The sequence below is a fragment of the Verminephrobacter eiseniae EF01-2 genome, assembly GCF_000015565.1.
GTDB classification, from domain to species: Bacteria; Pseudomonadota; Gammaproteobacteria; order Burkholderiales; family Burkholderiaceae_C; genus Acidovorax; species Acidovorax eiseniae.
The window spans coordinates 3,404,332-3,423,672 of record NC_008786.1 but is presented as its reverse complement, the minus strand read 5'-3'; the positions used below and the strand labels follow the sequence as shown (position 1 = coordinate 3,423,672).

23 protein-coding genes and 1 pseudogene are annotated in these 19,341 nt (G+C 65.7%); 14 read left to right on the top strand and 10 right to left on the bottom strand.

Going from position 1 to position 19,341, the window contains the following annotated elements; translation table 11 throughout:
• The 4 genes from VEIS_RS14945 to VEIS_RS28835 all read left to right on the top strand — a co-directional run bounded on the left by VEIS_RS14945 (position 1) and on the right by VEIS_RS28835 (position 2,509).
• Positions 1-411 carry an ExbD/TolR family protein gene (locus tag VEIS_RS14945; RefSeq protein WP_011810802.1) on the top strand — a complete coding sequence of 137 codons (411 nt, stop codon included), beginning with the start codon at positions 1-3 and terminating at the stop codon, positions 409-411.
• 149 nt (positions 412-560) lie between these two features.
• Positions 561-1,514: a DUF2971 domain-containing protein gene (locus VEIS_RS26485; RefSeq protein WP_011810801.1), complete on the top strand. Its 954-nt coding sequence runs from the start codon at positions 561-563 to the stop codon at positions 1,512-1,514.
• Positions 1,515-1,748: 234 nt separating this feature from the next.
• Positions 1,749-1,976 (top strand): hemin uptake protein HemP, encoded by a 228-nt coding sequence (gene hemP, locus VEIS_RS14935; protein ID WP_011810799.1) that lies wholly within the window; start codon positions 1,749-1,751, stop codon positions 1,974-1,976.
• Positions 1,977-2,221: 245 nt separating this feature from the next.
• Positions 2,222-2,509 (top strand): hypothetical protein, encoded by a 288-nt coding sequence (locus VEIS_RS28835; protein WP_157048531.1) that lies wholly within the window; start codon positions 2,222-2,224, stop codon positions 2,507-2,509.
• On the opposite strand, the gene VEIS_RS14930 is transcribed toward VEIS_RS28835, so the two are convergent.
• Positions 2,451-2,858, bottom strand: a complete 408-nt coding sequence (locus VEIS_RS14930; RefSeq protein ID WP_011810798.1) for a GlcG/HbpS family heme-binding protein — start codon at positions 2,856-2,858, stop codon at positions 2,451-2,453. The genes VEIS_RS28835 and VEIS_RS14930 overlap by 59 nt on opposite strands.
• A gap of 198 nt (positions 2,859-3,056) precedes the next feature.
• Here VEIS_RS14930 and VEIS_RS14925 point away from each other — a divergent pair, with 198 nt between their 5' ends.
• Together VEIS_RS14925 and VEIS_RS14920 are read left to right on the top strand one after the other, a co-directional pair.
• Entirely contained in the window at positions 3,057-3,752 is a 696-nt protein-coding gene (locus tag VEIS_RS14925; RefSeq protein WP_011810797.1) for a Bax inhibitor-1 family protein, read from the top strand.
• Between the two features lie 109 nt (positions 3,753-3,861).
• On the top strand, positions 3,862-4,239 hold the full coding sequence (locus VEIS_RS14920; protein WP_041950902.1) for a hypothetical protein: 378 nt from the start codon (positions 3,862-3,864) through the stop codon (positions 4,237-4,239).
• Between the two features lie 34 nt (positions 4,240-4,273).
• Here the strand turns inward: VEIS_RS14920 and rlmD are convergent, their stop codons facing one another.
• A complete protein-coding gene (gene rlmD / locus VEIS_RS14915) occupies positions 4,274-5,734 on the bottom strand; it encodes a 23S rRNA (uracil(1939)-C(5))-methyltransferase RlmD (protein WP_011810795.1) in 1,461 nt (486 codons plus the stop codon).
• A gap of 260 nt (positions 5,735-5,994) precedes the next feature.
• Between rlmD and VEIS_RS14910 the strand changes: the two genes are divergently transcribed.
• The 5 genes from VEIS_RS14910 to VEIS_RS14890 are packed head-to-tail and all read left to right on the top strand — an operon-like array spanning position 5,995 to position 9,725.
• The gene (locus tag VEIS_RS14910) at positions 5,995-6,903 is read left to right on the top strand and encodes an amidohydrolase family protein (RefSeq protein ID WP_011810794.1); all 909 of its coding nucleotides are present in this window, start codon (positions 5,995-5,997) and stop codon (positions 6,901-6,903) included.
• A 23-nt stretch (positions 6,904-6,926) separates the two neighbouring features.
• The gene (locus VEIS_RS14905) at positions 6,927-7,373 is read left to right on the top strand and encodes a Cif family virulence factor (RefSeq protein WP_011810793.1); all 447 of its coding nucleotides are present in this window, start codon (positions 6,927-6,929) and stop codon (positions 7,371-7,373) included.
• 24 nt (positions 7,374-7,397) lie between these two features.
• Complete coding sequence (locus VEIS_RS14900) at positions 7,398-8,027, top strand: flavin reductase family protein (protein WP_011810792.1); 630 nt, start codon at positions 7,398-7,400, stop codon at positions 8,025-8,027.
• A gap of 33 nt (positions 8,028-8,060) precedes the next feature.
• Complete coding sequence (locus tag VEIS_RS14895) at positions 8,061-8,906, top strand: hypothetical protein (RefSeq protein ID WP_011810791.1); 846 nt, start codon at positions 8,061-8,063, stop codon at positions 8,904-8,906.
• A 51-nt stretch (positions 8,907-8,957) separates the two neighbouring features.
• Entirely contained in the window at positions 8,958-9,725 is a 768-nt protein-coding gene (locus tag VEIS_RS14890) for a DNA-binding transcriptional regulator (protein WP_011810790.1), read from the top strand.
• On the opposite strand, the pseudogene VEIS_RS31805 reads toward VEIS_RS14890, so the two are convergent.
• From VEIS_RS31805 to VEIS_RS14870, 5 genes and pseudogenes are all read right to left on the bottom strand, one after another.
• A pseudogene (locus VEIS_RS31805) lies at positions 9,726-10,182 on the bottom strand (hypothetical protein); the annotation flags it as partial.
• 71 nt (positions 10,183-10,253) lie between these two features.
• Entirely contained in the window at positions 10,254-10,988 is a 735-nt protein-coding gene (locus VEIS_RS14885; protein ID WP_011810788.1) for an HpcH/HpaI aldolase family protein, read from the bottom strand.
• 12 nt (positions 10,989-11,000) lie between these two features.
• Entirely contained in the window at positions 11,001-11,990 is a 990-nt protein-coding gene (locus VEIS_RS14880) for a Bug family tripartite tricarboxylate transporter substrate binding protein (protein WP_011810787.1), read from the bottom strand.
• A 23-nt stretch (positions 11,991-12,013) separates the two neighbouring features.
• Positions 12,014-12,631, bottom strand: a complete 618-nt coding sequence (locus VEIS_RS14875) for a fumarate hydratase C-terminal domain-containing protein (RefSeq protein ID WP_011810786.1) — start codon at positions 12,629-12,631, stop codon at positions 12,014-12,016.
• Between the two features lie 6 nt (positions 12,632-12,637).
• Positions 12,638-13,510 carry a fumarate hydratase gene (locus tag VEIS_RS14870; RefSeq protein ID WP_011810785.1) on the bottom strand — a complete coding sequence of 291 codons (873 nt, stop codon included), beginning with the start codon at positions 13,508-13,510 and terminating at the stop codon, positions 12,638-12,640.
• Positions 13,511-13,714: 204 nt separating this feature from the next.
• Between VEIS_RS14870 and VEIS_RS28825 the strand changes: the two genes are divergently transcribed.
• Entirely contained in the window at positions 13,715-13,951 is a 237-nt protein-coding gene (locus VEIS_RS28825; protein WP_157048529.1) for a hypothetical protein, read from the top strand.
• Here VEIS_RS28825 and VEIS_RS14865 read toward each other — a convergent pair.
• The 3 genes from VEIS_RS14865 to VEIS_RS14855 all read right to left on the bottom strand — a co-directional run bounded on the left by VEIS_RS14865 (position 13,905) and on the right by VEIS_RS14855 (position 17,043).
• Positions 13,905-14,462, bottom strand: a complete 558-nt coding sequence (locus tag VEIS_RS14865; RefSeq protein WP_011810783.1) for a sugar transferase — start codon at positions 14,460-14,462, stop codon at positions 13,905-13,907. The genes VEIS_RS28825 and VEIS_RS14865 overlap by 47 nt on opposite strands.
• The gene (locus VEIS_RS14860; RefSeq protein WP_232287705.1) at positions 14,459-15,262 is read right to left on the bottom strand and encodes an aldolase/citrate lyase family protein; all 804 of its coding nucleotides are present in this window, start codon (positions 15,260-15,262) and stop codon (positions 14,459-14,461) included. Before VEIS_RS14860 ends, VEIS_RS14865 begins: the two co-directional genes overlap by 4 nt.
• A 206-nt stretch (positions 15,263-15,468) precedes the next feature.
• Positions 15,469-17,043, bottom strand: coding sequence for a lipid II flippase MurJ (locus tag VEIS_RS14855; RefSeq protein WP_011810781.1), 1,575 nt, complete (start codon positions 17,041-17,043; stop codon positions 15,469-15,471).
• A gap of 117 nt (positions 17,044-17,160) precedes the next feature.
• On the opposite strand from VEIS_RS14855, the gene lysS reads away from it, so the two are divergent.
• Entirely contained in the window at positions 17,161-18,708 is a 1,548-nt protein-coding gene (gene lysS, locus VEIS_RS14850) for a lysine--tRNA ligase (protein WP_041950069.1), read from the top strand.
• Position 18,709: 1 nt separating this feature from the next.
• On the top strand, positions 18,710-19,336 hold the full coding sequence (locus tag VEIS_RS14845) for a mechanosensitive ion channel domain-containing protein (RefSeq protein ID WP_011810779.1): 627 nt from the start codon (positions 18,710-18,712) through the stop codon (positions 19,334-19,336).
• Positions 19,337-19,341 lie beyond the last annotated feature (5 nt).

Sequence of the window (19,341 nt, the reverse complement as noted above, 5' to 3'; positions counted from 1 at the left end):
ATGGCCTTCGGAACGCAAGACGATACCGACGAGGTGATGAACGAGATCAACATGACGCCGCTGGTCGACGTGATGCTGGTGCTGCTGATCATCTTCATCATCACCGTGCCCGTGATGAAGCATTCGGTGAACGTGGACCTGCCCCGGGCCATCAACCAGCCCGAAAACCTCAAGCCGGAAACCGTGCGCCTGTCGGTGTCGGCCAATGGCGATTACTACTGGAACGAATCGCAGATCACGCCCGAAGAACTCTTGTCCCGCCTGCAAACCGAGGCCGCCAAAGAGCCCCAGCCCGACCTGCATATCCGCGGCGACAAAGCCGTGCGCTACGAGTACGTAGCCCAGGCCCTGGCCGCAGCCCAACGCACCGGGCTGCGCAAGATCGGTTTTGTGACTGATCCGCAGCAGTGAGTAGCCTGCCCTTTTCGAGGATTGCATCCCCTGCGGCCATTCTGCGCACGCAACTATAATAGCCAAGGACATGCCCCCCGGTATTGGAATTGAACCAGTGCACGGCCAATTGATGTCTCGGCTCAGCCCCACTTCACACACTTTCATCGATGCAACCTGATTTCCCACTTTCTCTGACGTATCCCGACGGACCCGATAAGCCCCCCGTATGCAAGTCCAAGGATGTGCTTGCAGCGTTCAACTCGGCCAGCCGAGGCCAGTACGACATGTCACAAACAAAGCAGTGGCGGAGCCATCAAGGTGGACGTGGGCGCCAATGGGAAACGGAAAACATCCCCATCCATCTCTATAAGTACCGACAGCTTGATCCGAAAAACTGTGCACAGGTAGAACATGCACGCGATATTCTGGTGCGCGACAGGATTTGGGTGGCGAAACCCGATTCCCTCAATGATCTTCACGAGTTGAATTTCAATCTGGTAAAGAACCCGGATCCGTCGCGATTAAGAGAGTGGGCTAAAAACGGCATGCGCCAGCACTGTCCCAAATTAAGTTCTGCCGAGCGACTCAGGGTTATTAAAAACATCGTCGACGGACCAATCACGAAGCCCATGATTGAAGGTCTCCGCGAAGATATGCGACGGGCGGGCGGCGTATTTTGCGCTTCACAGGATCCAAGAAACGGGCCAATGTGGGCACACTATGCTGACAACCATCGTGGGATATGTATTCAATACGATACTACTGAAGATGAGTTGTTCCTTCTGACCCAGAAGGTGCTGTACACGCCGCAACTCCCCACAATGATGGGGCCCTCCGACCCTGGCAAGCCCCCCGATTACTATCGATACAAATCGCCGGAATGGGCATACGAGCGTGAGTGGCGCGTAATGATCTTTTGCAATAGCGGCCTATCCGTGACTGTGAGGCCATTAACGATCTCGGGGGTCATCTTCGGGGTGCGCGCAAACCAAGCGACAGTGAAGATCGTCTCAGAACTTCTTGCCAAACGGGTTGCGTTGGGCAAACCTGCTTTCAAACTCTACCGAGCCAAGCCGCATGATGATCGGTATGGTCTAGCCATCACCCGTATGAAGCCCTGATGCCGCAAGAAGCAAATTCGAAATTCTTTGCCTGACCCCCTGCCCGGCCGGCCTTGCCTGCCGGACAGCGTTGCACAAAGCCATCTGGCAATGGATGCTCTCCTGCCGACCACCCTGCTTCAACGAACGCGGACACCCTGTCGGTCAAACAAAAAGATTGCGCAACTTGCTTGACTTGCAGTTGAGAATCGTTATCATCCACAACAACGCTGAAGATCAACACAGGACAACACCATGCCAGCCTCCATGACCTGCGCCTCGCCCGTGCTTTGCGCCCCCGCCGAGCCGGCGGCTTCTCTGGGCACCGACGCGGGCGTCCACTATGCAGCGGCGACAGCGCGCGCCGCCGCCGTCGACAGCCGCGCCCTGCTGCAGGGACAAAAGGCGGTGGCCATCAGCCACAACGGCTCGGTGTACCGCCTGCAGGCGACCAAACTGGGCAAGCTGATCCTGACCAAATGAGCCTATGAGCCGCCAGACAGGTTTCATCGTGGGGCGACTCCCGGGCTCGTCATGAGTCCGCAAGGGTCGTTTTTCGCCAGCCAACGGATTCATCATCCGCGTAGCCAGGCGTTTTTTCACCCATTGCCTCGAAGCCTTTGGCGCCTGATGCGCAGGCAGATTCATGCCTGCGGCAGCCATTGAAACAAAGGCATCAACCGCCCATTCCATTGCCAAATCATCCGTGCACTTTGTCGGCGTCGCTAGTGTCGCGTCACCGATCAGATGTCGTAGGCTGCGCGCAGCCATCGGAGCGCAGCGCAAGGCGCATCGCGCAGCCAATACCGAGCGTATTGGCAAGCGATGCAACGCCGCGATGCGCTCCGATGGCCAGTGCAGACCGACAGATGATCGGTGACGCGACACTAGCCGTACATCTGTACTGTCTGCGCTGCGCCTTCGCGTTCACGAACGATTGGGAAATGGGAAATGGAATCACAGGCCGAGCGCCGCAATGCCGGCACGGGCAATGTGGGCGTCCTCGGTGGATTTGACGCCGCTCACGCCTACGGCACCGAGGCACTGGCCGTCCTTGATGATCGGCACGCCGCCTTCGAGCATGCCGTCCAGGGTCGGTGCACTCAGGAACGAGAAGCGCCCGCCGTTGATGCTGTCCTCGTACACCTTGCTCTCGCGGCGGCCCAGGGCGGCCGTGCGGGCCTTGGCGGGGGCGATATGCGCCGACAAGGCGGCGGCGCCGTCGAGCCGCTGCAGCCACAGCAGATGGCCGCCATCATCGACGATGGCGATGGTCACGGCCCAGCGGTTGTCGAGGGCCGCAGCTTCGGCTGCGGCGGCAACGGCCTTGATATCGGCCAGTTCGAGTGCATGTCTGGTTTTCATTGGCAGTATCCGCAAACGGGAAAGCGCCCGAGCATAACGGCATCCGGGCGGTGCCAGTCGGGGTGCGCCAGTCCGGGTGAAAGGGCTCTTGCCCTTACCCGGTGACCGGGCACAGTTTCATTGCCCGGCAAAAAAACCCGCTATCATGGGCAATCCATTTCGCCTGCATCATGCAGGCCAACCAAGGAGAGAAACGAGATGAATGACCAAGTCACTTCCCTGAGCCGCTCAGCGGGCTACGGCGTCTCGCAGGAGCAGCGCCACAAGGTCTTGCGCAACACGTACTGGCTGCTGGCCCTGAGCATGATCCCCACGGTGCTCGGCGCCTGGGTCGGCGTGGCCACCGGCATCACGGCGGCGCTGCACGGCGGCGTGGGCCTGATCGTTTTCCTGGGCGGCGCGTTCGCCTTCATGTATGCCATCGAGAAGACCAAGCGTTCGGCCGCCGGCGTGCCGGTGCTGCTGGCCTTCACCTTCTTCATGGGCCTGATGCTCTCGCGCATGATAGGCGTGATGCTGGGCTTCAAGAACGGCACCGACCTGATCATGACGGCGTTTGCCGGCACCGCCGGCGTCTTCGTCGTGATGGCCAGCTTGGCCAGCGTGATCAAGCGCGACCTCTCGGGCCTGGGCCAGTGGCTGATGGTGGGTGCGCTGGCGCTCTTGGTCGGTAGCGTCATCAACGTGTTCGTAGGCTCCAGCGTGGGCATGATGGTGATCTCCGTGCTGGCCATCGGCATCTTCAGCGCCTTCATGCTGTATGACCTCAAGCGGGTGCTGGACGGCGGCGAGACCAACTACATCAGTGCCACGCTGGCCCTGTACCTGGACATCTTCAACGTGTTCCAGAGCCTGCTGGCCTTGCTTGGCATCATGGGCGGCGAGCGGGACTGATCGATCCACCATCCAAAAAGGCTTCTTCGGGAGCCTTTTTCATTACTCCTGTCCCCACGACCATTCCGGAAGCCTCCACGCCGCGATGACTCCGCCGGCTGGCCCGATGATGCAACCCCCTGCCCCGCCCGCCACGCTGCGCCTGCTGGCTCTTGCCGGCAGTTTGCTGCTTGCCGGCTGCGACAAGATCCCCGGACTGGGCCCCGACCCGCGAATAGCCCAGCGCGACGAGGAAGCCCGGGCCATCGGTGGCGCCTGCCGCCATGCGCTACGCGGGCTGGAAGACTGCTTCACCCTCAACCCCAAGGCCGCCAAAGCCTCGGTGTTTGTGGGCTGGAAGGACATGGATGGCTATATGCGCGAGAACAAGATCGAGGGCACGCCTTCGGTGCTCGGCAAGGGCCAGCAGCCCGAGCGCAGCGAGCAAGCCCCGGACATCGAGCCCGGGCCGCGCGACGATAGCGCCACCGGCGGCAAGCACAGCTGATGCCGTGATGCCGGCCGGGCGCGGATGAGCTTCTTCAGCCCCGCTCGAACACCGCGATGCTCTCGACATGGGCGGTGTGCGGGAACATGTTCACCATCCCTGCCGCCGCGCACTGGTAGCCTGCCAGATGCACCAGCAAAGCGGCATCCCGCGCCAGCGTGGCGGGGTTGCAACTGACGTAGACAATGCGCCGGGGCGGCACCCAGTCCTCGGCGCCGGCGGGCAGCGCAGTAGCGCCCTGCGCACCTCGGCGCGACTGCTCGATGTCGGCCAGCGCCTTGACCAGGGCCAGGGCGCCCTCGCGGGGCGGGTCGACCAGCCACTTGTCGGCCGCACCATGGCCCAGCAGCATTCCGGGAGTCATCGCGAACAGGTTGCAGGCCACGAAATCGGTGGCAGCCAGCACGCGATGGTTCTGCGCCAGGGCCTGGTTCAGGCCATGGTTCGCGCGCGCACGGGCGACCAGGGCCGCGTTGCCTTCGACGCCCAGCACCGCACGCGCCTGTGTGGCCAGTGGCAGCGTAAAGTTGCCCAGACCGCAGAACCAGTCGATCACGCGCTCATCGGGGCGCACCGCCAGCAGCCGCAACGCGCGCGCAACCAGCACACGGTTGATATGGGGGTTGACCTGGGTGAAGTCGGTGGGCTTGAACGGCATCGTGATGCCGAAGTCCGGCAGGGCGTAGGACAGTTGCTCGCCGCCCTCGTCCAGTGGTTGCACGGTGTCCGGACCCCGGGGTTGCAGCCACCATTGCACGCCGTGCTCGGCCGCAAAGGCGCGCAACCGGGCGTGATCGCCCACGCTCAGCGGCTGCAGGTGGCGCAGCACCAGCGCGGTCACGCTGTCGCCGCAGGCCAGCTCGATCTGCGGGCAACTGTCATGCGCATCCAGCGCGGCGATCAGCGAGCGCAGCGGCATCAGCAGCGCCGCCGCATGGGGCGGCAGCACGGGGCATTGCGCCATGTCGGCCACGTAACGGCTTTTGCGCTCATGGAAACCCACCAGCACCACGCCCTTCTTGATCACATGGCGCACGGACAGGCGGGCCCGGTAGCGGTAGCCCCAGGCCGGGCCCTCGATGGGGCGCAGCACCATGGCGGGCTTGACCCGGCCCAGGTGCCAGAGGTTGTCTTCCAGCACCCGCTGCTTGACCGCCACCTGCCCCCCCATATGCAGATGCTGCATCTTGCAGCCGCCGCAAGCGCCGGCATGCAGGCCAAAATGCGGGCAGCCAGGGCGCACGCGCTGCGCGGATTCGCGGTGGATCGCCGTCAGGTTGGCCTGCTCCCAGTGGTTTTTCTTTCGGTAGGTGCTGGCGCTGACCCATTCCGACGGTAGCGCACCGTCGATGAACACCACCTTGCCGTCGGCCCTGCGGGCCACGCCCTGGGCATCGAGGTCCATCGACTGCACCTGCAGCCAGCCTTCGGGCAGGCCGCTGCCATCCTGTGCGGCGCACGCCAATGCGGGGGATGGTTCTTTCGGTTCGCTCATGCCCGGATTGTCTCAGGGCCGCAAGGCCCGGGCTTTCGGTGTTCCCCGGGGCCTTGTCGGCCGCGGAATCCGGGCGATCTTCGAGTGCCGGATCGCCATCGAGACCATCGCTGCGCCGATCAGGCCGATCAGAGGGAGTCACTTTTCTTCTGGCGAAAACTGCCAAATCTTCGATTGCAGTGGCCCATGCCCGATGAAAAGATGCCGGTTCACCGGAATCCAACGCTGCATGAGTTCTTCGTCTCCATTCCCACAGGCCCATGACCGACAAACACACACCGGCACCCCTGAAGACCAGCCCGCCGCCCCATCCGCATCCGAGCCGGCCGGCTTTTCGGCTGCCCCCCGGTGCCTGCGACGCGCATTGCCATGTGTTCGGGCCAGCCGCGCTCTTTCCCTATTCGCCCAAGCGCAGTTACGAACCGACAGACGCTCCGGCGGCGCAGTTGCGTGCGCTGCATGCGTTGCTCGGCATCGAGCGCGCCGTGCTGGTGCAGGCCAGCGTGCATGGCCATGACAACAGTGCGATGCTGGACGCCATCGCGCAGTCGCCCGAAAGCTATCGGGGGGTTGCGATGGTTCCCGCCTCGATCAGCGACGCCGGGCTGCAAGCCCTGCATGAGGGTGGCGTGCGCGCAGTGCGCTTTAATTTCGTGCGCCGGCTGGGCGGGGCGCCAGACCTGGAGGCGATCCGCAGTCTGGCCCGTCGTGTGCAAGCACTGGGCTGGCACCTGGTCTTGCATTTCGATCCGCAGGATCTGCCTGTCTATCGCCCGTTTCTCGACGCACTGCCATTGCCCTATGTGATTGACCATATGGGCCGCGTGCTGGCGCAAAACGGCTTGCGGCAGGAGCCTTTCGATGCCTTGCTCGAACTGCTGAAAGACCCGCGCTGCTGGGTCAAGCTCAGTGGCGCAGAGCGGACCTCGCAGCTTCTTTCCTCCGCTGCGGGCCTGCCTTTCGAAGATGCGGTGCCCTTTGCGCGTCAACTGATCGAGGCTGCGCCAGAGCGTGTGCTCTGGGGCACCGACTGGCCGCACCCGAGCGTGCGCGAGATGCCCGACGACGGCAAGCTGGTCGACCTGCTGCCCCTGTTCACCGGCGATTGCGCCGCGCTGCAGCGACTGCTGCTGGTGGACAACCCGGCGCGCCTGTATTGGCAGGACTGATGGCCTCGAACGAGGAGCCGAAGATGAACATGACCCAAGACGAGCTTCTGGCACTGCGCCACAGGCTGGAGGCGCTGGCCATCGACTATTGGCACGAGGTGGACTTCAACTGGGGGCAGAACGCCCATGCCTACTACACCGAAGATGCGCTGTTCACCACCAGCCAGAAGTCGCGCACCGGCCGCGCCGTGATTGCCGAGTTCTACCGCGCGCGGCAAGCGCGCGGTGCCCGCACCTCGCTGCATGTGGTGCAGAACTTTCGCGTGCAGCCGAGCGCGCCGGACTGCGCGCAATGCAATTACGTGATGAGCCTGTTCGCCGCAGACGGCGCGGGCGTGCTGCCCTCCAAGCCCGCGATCATGATCGCCGACGTGCGCGAGACCGTCGTCCGGCAAGCCGACGGCGCCTGGCTCTATGCGCTGCGCACGCTGCGGCCGCTGTTTCGCGACGACACATCGACAACCGGCTGAAGAGCCTGAAACCGGAGCCGCCCCATGTTGTTCATCGACCCCGAAAATACCCCCGACTTCAAGCGCAGCCTGTTCAATGCCATCGTGGCGCCGCGGCCGATCGGCTGGATCAGCACCATGGGCCCCGAAGGTTCGGTCAACCTCGCACCGTTCTCGCACTTCAACCTGGTCTCGACGGCGCCACCGGTGGTGATCTTCTCTTGCAATGCGCCAGCCGACCGGCACGAGAAAGACAGCATCACGAACGTGCGCGCGACCGGCGAATTCGTCACCAACCTGGTGACCTGGGAACTGCGCGAGCCGATGAACATCAGCTCACTGGACGCACCCTACGGCATCGACGAATTCGAGCTTGCCGGTCTCGACAAGGCGCCAAGCCGGAAGGTTCGGCCACCGCGCGTGGCATGTTCTCCGGCCAGCATGGAGTGCAAGCTGCTGCGCATCGTTCAGATCGAGCCGCAGAGACCGGGCGACACGGTCAGCAACGTGGTGTTCGGCCTGGTGGTCGGCATCCACCTCGACCCGGCGTTCGTCGACCCGGACGGGCGTTTCGATGTCGCGCGCACCATGCCGCTCACGCGCCTGGGGGGCAACCAGTACGCATCGGTCGGCCCCCTGGTGGACCTGGCGCGGCCGAGTCCGCGACACGACTGAAACCTGCCCGGCAACCGCAACCAAAGGAAAGTGATGACGAACCAGACCCACGACACCGGGGTGCGCCGCGCCGCAGTCCACGAACTCCTGCCGGGCACGGTGGCGCGTGGACAGAACTTCTGGGTGCAATGGCTCGAAGGCTCGGCCACGGCCCATGCCAGCAGCGGGAACGAAATGCTGCTGCTGCTGCCCGACGGCGGCGCCACCGTGCACAGCAGCCATGCCGAGGGGATCGAAGTGCATGCGACCCAAGTGCCGGGCCGCAGCGTCTGCGTGCTGCCGCCCGGCGCTGTCAGCGTGCGCCTTGCCGGGGCTGGCCGTGCCGCGCTGATCGCAGCCTCCCGCCCCGATCTGCCGCCCGACGCGGCGTGCAACCGGGCCGACTACGCCGTGCCCGATGCGCGTGTTCGCCCACTCGGCGCAGACGACTGCTACCGGCGCCGCACCCCATCGACGGCGCTCCAGGTCATGGAGGTCGACGCGATCGCGTCCCCGGCGGAAAAGCCCCGGCTCAAGATGTTCCAGACCGACACCCTGAGCATCAACTGGGTCGAATACCAAGGCCCGCGCGACCGCAGACAACTCAGTCCGCACCACCACGCCGACTTCGAGCAAGGATCGCTGGCCATGGCGGGCGATTTCGTGCACCACCTGCGCGTCCACTGGGAAGGCGATGCCGATCAGTGGCGCGCGGATGAACATCTGCACGCGCCCTCCCCTTCGATGATCACGGTGCCGGTGCTGCTGGTGCACACCAGCGAAGGCGTCGGCCCGGGCCGCCATCTGCTGATCGACGTATTCTCCCCGCCGCGCCACGACTTCATCGACAATGGCTGGGTGGCCAACGCGGGCGACTACGAGCGCCACAAGGCCGCCTGAGGAGCGCCACCACCACGTGGCTGCGCCGGCGCCGCCTGCACTGCACCCGCCATGGCATCCTTTGCCCCCATTCGCGCCGTCGAGCGCGCCATCGACGTGCTCGGCGCACTCAATCGCTGCCCCGTCTGCACACTGGACATGCTGCACCGCAAAACCGGCATTCCCAAGCCGACGCTGATCCGCCTGCTCGAAACGCTGCAAGGCAAGGGGCTGGTGACGCGGGCTGCGCAATATGGGGCCTACAGCCTGACCTGCGGCGTGCGCCAATTGTCTTGCGGCTACCATGGCGCGCCCCGCCTGGTCGAGGCGGCGATGCAGCCCATGGACGATCTGACGCGCAAGCTCAAGTGGCCGATCGCCCTTGCCGTGCCCGACCATGACGCGGTCGTGATCCGCTACAGCACGATCCCCACCTCGCCGCTGTCGCTGCTGCATTCGAGCATCCACATGCGCCTGAGCCTGGTCAGCCGCGCGCTCGGGCGCGCCTATCTGGCCTTCTGCACGGCGCAAGAGTGCCGCGCCCTGCTGGACATCCTGGCGCTTTCCGACGAGCCGGAAGACGCACTCGCAGGGCAACCGCGCACCGTGCAAGCGATGCTGCGGCAGATCCGGCAGCAGGGCTACGCCTTGCGCCTGCCCGGTGTCCGGCCGGTCTCCAACACCTTGGCCGTGCCCGTGTTCGAAGGCCGCAGGGTCGTGGCCAGCATCGGGCTGACCTGGATCGCCTCGGTGCTCAGCCAGGAGCAGGCCGTGCAAAAATTCCTGCCCCCCATGCAGGAGATGGCCCGCCAGATCAAGGAACGGCTGGGCGGGCTTTAGTGTCGCGTCACCGATCATCTGTCGGTCCGCGCTGGCCATCGAAGCGCATCGCGGCGTTGCATCGCTTGCCAATACGCTCGGTATTGGCTGCGCGATGCGCCTTGCGCTGCGCTCCGATGGCTGCGCGCAGCCTACGACATCTGATCAGTGACACGACACTAGGGGGTTACGCTGAAAAGCCCCCACTTGCGCAGAAGCATCAGGAACGCACGCGCGTCCCAATTCGATCCCAACGAACCGCCCCAGCGCTGTGCTGTCCAGCGGCGCTTCCTCGCTGGCAGCCTGCGCTGCGCTCCAGACCCGCTGTCGGGCGTCCACCTCGACCCTTCGGGTACTGCGGCTTGGCCACCTCGCACCGTTGCGTCTACGGCGCGGTCTCGTCCATCGTTTGAAGGAATACATCGCGCCTGGTTTGGCGACGGTACGGTTCGAATCCGGCGCCTCGATCAGCGGCCATTGGCTGCCATTGCAAGGGTTTGTTGGCTCATTCAGATTGAACGGATGACTGCGCGACGGGGTTGATCTTTTTCAGCGCTGCTTCGGCGCTCCGGCGATGGCCTGCACGGCCTGCCGCAGCAAACTCTGGTCGGAAGAAACGACGAACCAGTTCGCGCCCTCGTCGATGAACTGCTCGCGCTCGGGCGTGCCGCCCACATGCATGCCGGCGAGCTTGCCGGCACGTGTGGCCGCTTGCAGTGTCGCGCGCGTCGCCTGCAACACTTCGGGGGCGCGCGGATCGTCCAGTCCCAGCGACAGCGCCAGATCGGCGCGGCCCACGAACAGGCCCGCCACGCCCGGTACTTCGGCAATGGCCCGGGCTTGCCCGACCGCCTGGGCGCTCTCTATCTGGCAGACGATCTGCGCCTGGTCTCCGAGGTGCACGGCTTGCGCCATGCTCAGGCTCGCATAGCCGGCGCTGCGCGGCCCACCGGAATAGCCGCGCCGGCCGCCGCGGTAGCGCGCCATGGCGACCACTTCGCGCGCCTGTTCGGCCGTGTCGACATGCGGCACCAGCAGTCCGGTGGCGCCCATGTCCAGGCAGGAGAGAATCACCGCCGGATCGATCACGGGAATGCGGATGAACACCGGCAGGCGCGCGGCGCGGCCACCCAGCACCATCAGGTCGAGCATGCCGCGATCGAAGGGCGCATGCTCGGCATCGAGCACGACGAAGTCGAGTGCCGTGGTGCCCAGCACCTCGATCAGTTGGGGCGAACCGGTCTTGACGAAGATGCCGATCGGCGCAGGGTTCGTGCTGTTCATGGGAGCGTGCTTTCAGTCGAGCTTGACCTGTGCGGCCCGGATCACCTGCTGCCATTTCTGGCCGTCGGCATGGATGCGCTGGCGCAGCCATTCGGGCGACCCGCTCGCGACCACGGCGCCGTACTGCTGCAGCTTGCTTTGGCTCGGTGCGGAATCGAGCAGTCCGTTGATTTGCTCATTCAACTGCTGCACCGCCAAAGCCGGCATGCCGGCCGGTCCGACCACCGCAAACCAGACCTTTGCCGTCAGATCGAGCCCCTGCTCCCTGGCTGTCGGGACATCGGGCAGCCCGGGCAAGCGCGCTTGCGCAGTGACCGCCAGCCCGCGCAACTTGCCCGCCAGGATGCCCGGAATGAAAGTGGAGACAGGCGCGGAGATGACCTGCACGACGCCGCCGAGCAGGTCCATCAGCGCAGGGGTGTCGCCGCGATAGGGCACGTCCTGCAGCCGGACTCCGGATGTCAGCGACAACTCGGCAAGCGCCAGGTGGCCGATCGTGCCGTTGCCCGGCGTGGCGACGGTGAACGCCGAGGGCTCGGCCCGCGCCATGGCAATGAATTCCTGGAGGTCGCGCGCCGGCAAATGCTCCGGGTTGCTGACGAAGACCGTCGGAATCTCGCAGACCAACGCAATCGGGGCCAGGTCTTTGTCGGGGTCGAAGGGCATCGACTTGTAGAGGAACTTGTTGTTCACCATCGGCCCGGAAGTGACCAGGCCGATGGTGTACCCGTCCGGCGCCGCCTTGGCCACTGCGTCGGTGCCGATGTTGCCGGCCGCGCCGGCACGGTTGTCGACGATGACGGAGGTGCCAAGGCGCTCACTGAGACCTTGCGCGAGATGGCGCGCCACCATGTCGGTGCTGCCGCCGGCCGGAAAGGGCACGATCAGCCGGATCGGCCGGTTCGGCCATGCGCCGCCTTCGGCCAGTGCAGTCACCGGCACGAGACTCGCCGCCGTGCCGACGGCGCACAGGGTTGCGCCGAGCCAATGTCGCCTGTTCATTTTTTTCAGTCTCCCGGGTGTTGTCATCGAGATGCCTTGCGGGCCGCGTCCAGGCGCTGCAGCAATTGCGGCATGCGGGCTTGTGCCTGCCCGCGCAGTTGCTCGTAGAGGCTGTTGCCGTGCGCATCGATGGCCACCGTGGCGGGACCGAACGCGGCCACACGCAACGTCAGCAAGCGAAATTGCGAGATGTATTCGTTCCAGTGGGAAGACACCAGGCCGCGCAATCCGCGCGACAACAACGGCGCCCCGCCGCCAAGAAAGGACAGGTAGACGCAGCCGGTATCGCGCAGCGCCTGCACGCTGGCCGCGTCGAGCCCCCCCTTGCCGCCGGTCAAGCGCAGGTCGAGGCCGCGCACCAGCGACGGCATCCAGGCGTTGTAGCGCGTGCTGGTACTCGGGTTCGTGTACAGCGGCTGCGGCCCGTCCCCGGTGTCCCGAACACAGGTGCTGAGGTGAAAAAAAGCGCCCGCGCGCAGATCGACCGGCAGCGCCTGGCCATCGCCCACTGCCTGCACCATGCGCTGATGCGTTTGCAGGCCGATGCTGACGGTGATTTCACCATCGAGCGTCACCATGTCGCCGACGGCGAGTGCGCGCACTTTGTCGCGCGACAGGGGAAGTACCAGCGGATGGAACATGGCGGCTTACCAGTGGAGATCCTCGACGCGGCCGTCGTTGTGGATGCGGGCGGCGGTGCGGCGGTTGATCCAGCAGTTCAGGCACACGGCGACCGGCACGAAACCGTGGCTGGCGGCGTAGTCGATGTGGACTGCCATCGCACTGGCGTCGCCCCCGGTGCCCATCGGGCCGAAGCCCATGGCATTGACGGCGTCGAGCAGGCGCTGCTCCATGGCCGCCAAAATCGGCTCGGGGTTGGTGCGGCCGAAAGGGCGCAGCACCGACTCCTTGGCCAGCCGCGCCGCATGGTCGAAAGTGCCGCCTATGCCCACGCCGATCACGATCGGCAGGCAAGGTTGCGAGCCTGCGCGCAGCACGGTATCGAGTATGAACCTCTCGATCTGCTCCAGCGTCGGGTAGACGAAGACATCGATCGCTTCCCACCGACCAGTGCCCATGGCCTTGGGGGCGCAGACGATCTCGACATAGTCCGCATCGTCGATCACGTCGAAACTCAGCAGCGGCATGTCCTTGCCGGCATGGCTGCGTTCATGGGTCAGCGGGTTGGTCACCATCTTGAGGATCGGCGGATCGCTGCGCTGCACCAACTCTGCGAAGCCCCGGGTGATCGCTGCGCGCACCGGCCCCTCGAACTGCACCCGTGTGCCGATCTTGATGCTGTAGACCGGAATGCCGACGTCCGAGCAGACCAATTCATTGTCCTGCTGCGCCGCGTCCGCGCTCTGCAGCATGATCTTGAGCATGCGCTTTCCGGTGACGTCGGTCTCGGCAGTTTCAGCGCGCGCAAGTGCAGCGCGCGTGTCGTCGGGGATTTTCTTCAGGGAGCGCTCATAGAGCTGCGCTGTCACACGCTGCAGGGTTGCACTGTCGATGGCCATGGTGGCGCAGGTCCGCTTGTTTTGATGGCCATACGATGCGCCGTCGCCGGCCAGTGTTCAAGCCCATTCTTGGCAGTTTTCAGCAGCAGAAAAGTCGCAGCGGCCCACCGGGCAGGCGGCCGGTGAACCGGCGCGGACTGCGCGCCGATATCCGTCCGCCACCGCAGCACCACACCCACCGCACGGCGGGCATCCCTGGCCCTAGTGTCGCGTCACCGATCATCTGTCGGTCTGCGCTGGCCATCGAAGCGCATCGCGGCGTTGCATCGCTTGCCAATACGCTCGGTATTGGCTGCGCGATGCGCCTTGCGCTACGCTCCGATGGCTGCGCGCAGCCTACGACATCTGATCCGTGACGCGACACTAGCAGGCCCCGGCAATTCCGGTGGCCAGGCTAATTCGCCGCCTTGCCGCCCAACCGCCGCAGGCTCCACAGCATGATTTGCAGATCCAGCCACAGGCTCATTTCGCGTGCGTAGCGCAAATCTGCCGCCAGTCGCTGCTCATGCGTGGCCTCTGAACGGTACAGCGCCTGCGCCAAACCGGTGATGCCGGGCCGAACGCTGCAACGTGCCAGCCATTGCGCCTCGGTGTAGAGATCACGCTGCACCGGCAGGTCGGGGCGGGGGCCGACCAGGCTCATGTCGCCCTTGAGCACATTCAGCAGTTGCGGCAATTCGTCGATGCTGGTGCGCCGCAGCCAGCGCCCCACCGGCGTGATGCGCGGGTCGTCACCGCCCGTCGTGAAATGGGGGCCGAGGCGGTCCGCCTGGCGCACCATGCTGCGGAACTTGTACATGCGGAACTCGCGCCCATGCAGCCCCACCCGCACCTGCCGGAACAGCACCGGAAAACCGTCGCCCAGCGCGCTGGCCAGCGCGGCGGCGAGCCAGACCGGGCTGAGCAGGAGCAGCGCCGCCACAGACAGCGCGATATCCAGCAGGCGCTTCACGCGGCAGGCCCCATGCCTGCGGCAAGGCCGGCTATTGCCGAACGGATGCGCCAGCGGTCGCGCTCGACCTGATCGGCGCTGCGTGCGGCCAGATCGCGCTCGGCCTGGCGCAGCGCGCGCACCTGCTCCTCCCAGGCATCGGGCGCCTGGTCGTGCTGGAAGCTGCGCGACAGGATCACCGCGCCAGAGCCCAGCCGCAAATGCTCGGCCAGCACGCTGCGCCCCGGCAGCAGCCCCTCATCCAGGCGCGCAATGCCGCCGAAGCCAAAGCGCAAGCCTTGCGCGTGCACCCGGGCCGCGACCCGATCGAGCAGGCCCTGCGCCAAAGGCTCGAACATGAACCGGCAGCCGAGCGCCAAGTGCAGATCATTGAGCCCGACAAACACCTCACAGAGACCGGGGGTGGCCAGCCAATCATCGAGCGTCTGCAACGCGCCCGCCGTTTCCAGCAGCGCCACGATGGGCGCGCGCCCGGCCACCAGGGCGCTGAAGCGGCGCAATTGCTCCGGCGTATGGAACATGGGCAGCATCACCCAATCGGCAGCTTGCGCCAGCACGCGCTCCAACTCGGCGGCGCTGCCGCTGTGCAGCGGGTTGACCCGCACCATCAGGCGCGCGCGCCGAAGCTGCGCCTTGATACGGCCCACGTCCTCGGGCGCATGGTTGCTGATGAAGGTATTGCGCCCGGCTTGCCGCTCAGCCTTGCCATGGGTTTCGAGATCGACAAACAGGCGCATGCCCGGCAGCCGATCGCAGCGGCGCGCCAACGCGGGATCGTTCGTGATTTGCAGGAAATCCATCATGGTGCGGCAGGGATTATGGCCCGCAGGGCTGGCGCCCCCATGACCCTGCGCCCAGGGTCGCCGGGCATTGCGTCTAGTGTCGTGTCACCGATCAGATGTCGTAGGCTGCGCGCAGCCCATACCGAGCTGTATTGGCAAGCGATGCAACGCCGCGATGCGCTTCGATGGCCAGCGCAGACCGACAGATGATCGGTGACGCGACACTAGGACCGCAGGGCATTGCGCAGATGAGGCCCCGAGAACCAGCCAGACGCGATCACGGCCAGCGCCGCCAGCGCGCACAGCAGCAGTTGCGGCAGCAATTGCGGCACCAGTTCGCGCAACCGTCCATGACCGATGGGGACGATGGGGGCGATGCCATCCGCAGGGCCGAGCCATTGCACCAGCCAAGCCACCACCAGCAAGGCCGCGAACGGAGCCAGCAGCGTGCGCAGCGGCACCCAGTGCCGCACGGCACCCAGCGCGCTCCAGGCGACCAGGGCCGCCACCATGAAACCGGCATTCAAGGCCCACATCAGCTGCTGGCCTGCCGTCAGCCCCAGCACCCCCGCCAGCAGCAGCAGCGCCAGCGCCAGCGCATAGGCCAGCACCGCAAACCGCATGCGCCCCCAGGTGGCCAGCACCGTCAACGCCACGGCCAGCAGCGCCTGCGGCAGCAGCCCCCAGGCACCGGCACTGCCCCAGGCGGCAATCTGCTCGAGCGCCGGCGCCTGCATGCGCCCCCAGCCAAACAGCAATCGGGCGATCACCGGCGCGCCAGCCAGCAAGGCCGCCGCGCTGGCGCAGGCCAGCGTCCAGGCCATGACCAGGGCGCTGCGGACGGCGCGCGCCAGCGCGTGCGCGTCTTTGCCATCGGCATGGGCCTGCGCAATCGCCGGAAAGGCCAGCGCGGCCACCAACTGTATGGCCAGCACCAGCGGCAATTCGACCAGTTTCCAAGCGTAGTTGAACGTGGCCAAGGCCCCCTCGCCGGCGCCGGAAGCCAGCGTCCGGGCGACAAAGGGCAGCGTCAGCGGCAGGCCCGCGCCCAGAGCCGCCCAGAGCCAGACACGCCAGCCCGGCAGCGGGGCCGGCGCCACAGGCGCCACAGGCATCGCAGGTATCGCAGGCGCGGCAGGTGCCAGCGAGGCCGGCGGCGCTGGCGGCTGCGCACGCTGGCCCCGATGCCGCAAACGCCATCCCTGCCACAGCAGCCGCAAGACCACGGCGAGCAGCAAAAAGGCGCCCAACCCGGGCCCGTCAGCCACGCCCGCCCCCGTCCCGCCGAGCAGGAGCAGGGCCGCAATCAGCACGCCGTTGACGAGCAGGTTGGCGCTGTACAGGCCGACGACATCGCGCTCATGCTGCAGCCGCGCCGCCCACAGGCCCGCAAGCATCGCCGCCGGCAATGCCACAGCGCTCCAGAGCAGCGCCTGGTGGGCCGCGCCCTGTAGCGCAGGCGGCAGACCGGGCATCAGCAACGCGCCCAATGGCACTTGCGCGATGCCGATGCCGGCGGCGAGCCATCCCGCCGTCCACAGCAGTCGCCTGGCCACCCGGTTTTGCGTTGCCTGCTGCTGCGCCGGCGTCTCTTGCGCCCAATGGGGCAGCAGCACATAGGCCAATGCGCCGCCGGCCACGACGCCAGCCAGCCAATCGGGCAGGGTCAGCATCACGATGACCACATCGGCCATGCCGGAACTGCCGAAGGCAGCGGCAAGGGCCGTCTCGCGCAGCACCCCGAGCGCACGGCTGGCCAGCAGCAGCAGCAGCGAGAGCAGGCCGGCTTTGAAGAACATGCGGCAAATTATCCAGGCTCAGCCGAAACGGGGCGGCAAAAAACTAAAATCGCCGATTGCGCCCCGAAACAACTCCCCTGAATGCTTGCGAACGCCTCAGCCTGCGGGCGGTCTTTCATGTCTGACAACCATCCATCTCCCCACACCGCCCCGGACGAAAACCAGCTCATTGCCGAGCGCCGTGACAAGCTGCATGCGCTGCGCGCCGCGCAAGCCGAAGGCGGCGGCGTTGCCTTTCCGAACGATTTCAAACCCTCGCACCAGGCCGCGCAGTTGCATCTGGCCCATGGCGCGGCCACGGCGCAGGCGCTGCAAGCCGCTGCCGTCAGCGTTGGCGTGGCCGGCCGCATGATGCTCAAGCGCGTGATGGGCAAGGCCAGTTTTGCCACGCTGCAAGACGGCTCGCTCGGCGCAACGGGCGGGCGTATCCAGTTGTACGTCACCAGCGATGCGGTGGGCCAGGCGCGATACGCCGATTTCAAGCATTGGGATCTGGGCGACATCGTGGGCGCCGAAGGCACGCTGATGAAGACCCGCACGGACGAGTTGTCGATCAAGGTGACCCGGTTGCGGCTGCTGACCAAGAGCCTGCGCCCGCTGCCCGACAAGTTCCATGGCCTGGCCGACCAGGAACAAAAGTACCGCCAGCGCTATGTCGACCTGATCACCGACGCCCAGGCGCGCCAGCGCTTCGTGGCACGCAGCAAGGCCGTCAGCGACCTGCGCGAGTTCATGGTGGGCCATGGCTTTCTGGAAGTCGAAACGCCGATGCTGCACCCGATACCCGGTGGCGCCAACGCCCGCCCCTTCGTGACGCACCACAACGCGCTCGAACAGCAGATGTACCTGCGCATAGCGCCCGAGCTGTACCTCAAGCGCCTGATCGTCGGCGGCTTCGAGCGCGTGTTCGAGATCAACCGCAGCTACCGCAACGAGGGCATCTCGGTGCGCCACAACCCCGAGTTCACGACGCTGGAGTTCTACGCGGCCTACTGGAACTACCTCGATGTGATGGACTTCACCGAGACGCTGATCCGCGCCGTGGCGCTCAAGGCCACAGGCTCGCTGCAAATGAGCTACCAGGGCCGGGCCGTGGACCTGGCACAACCGTTTGCGCGCCTGAGCATTCGCGAAGCCATCTTCCAGCACACCGAGGCCGGCGCCCATGTCGATGACGCCGCCTGGCTGATCAGCGCGCTCAAAAAGCTGGGCCGCACGCAAGAAGCCGACAAGCTCTCAAGCCGCACGCTGGTCAGCCTGCAACTGCTGTACTTTGAAGAGACGGTGGAAGACAAGCTGTGGCAGCCGACCTTCATCATGGAGCACCCCACCGAGATCTCTCCATTGGCGCGCGCCAACGACCTGCGCCCCGAGGTCACGGAGCGCTTTGAGCTGTACATCACCGGCCGCGAATTCGGCAACGGCTTCAGTGAACTGAACGACGCCCAGGAGCAGGCCGCACGCTTTCACACCCAAGTGGCCGCCAAGGACGGCGGCGATGACGAGGCCATGTTCCATGACCATGACTTCGTGCGCGCGCTCGAATATGGCATGCCCCCCACCGGGGGCTGCGGCATCGGCATCGATCGCCTGATGATGCTGCTGACCGACAGCCCCAGCATCCGGGACGTGATCCTGTTCCCGGCGCTGCGCAGACAGGTATGAGATGCAACACTTGAAAGGCCGCTTACCCGATTGGGTGCAGGACTGGCTCCAGATCATCGTCCCGGGCGTGCAGATCCTGCTGATCCTGCTGGCGGCCTGGCTGCTGCAACGCCTGCTGCGCCGGCTGGTGCGCCGCGCCAGCATGTATTACCAGTTGCCCAGCGAACTGCTCGGGCCCATCAATGGCCTGATGCGCTGGCTCATCCTGGCCAGCGCGTTGCTGCTGGTGCTCGATCGCATGGGAATCTCCGCCGCAGTGCTGTGGGCCGCCTTCACCGGCTTTGCCACCGTCGGCGCCGTGGCGTTCTTTGCCGCCTGGAGCGTGCTGTCCAACCTGTTTTGCGCGCTGCTGATCTTCACCGTGCGGCCCTACCGCATCGGCGACTACATCGAGGTGCTCGACATCGCCGAAACGATGAGCCCGATAGGGCGCGTGGTGGACATCAACCTGCTCTACACCACGCTGGAAGACCATGCGACCGGACGCGGCCGCGCCTGGCTGCAAATCCCGAACGCGATGATCTTCCAGCGTGTGGTGCGCCGTTTCCAGGGCGTGCCGCCCCCATGTGCCCCGCGACCGGCCGGCACGACGGCAGCCGCCAATCCCGAACCGCCCCCTACGCCATAGCGGGG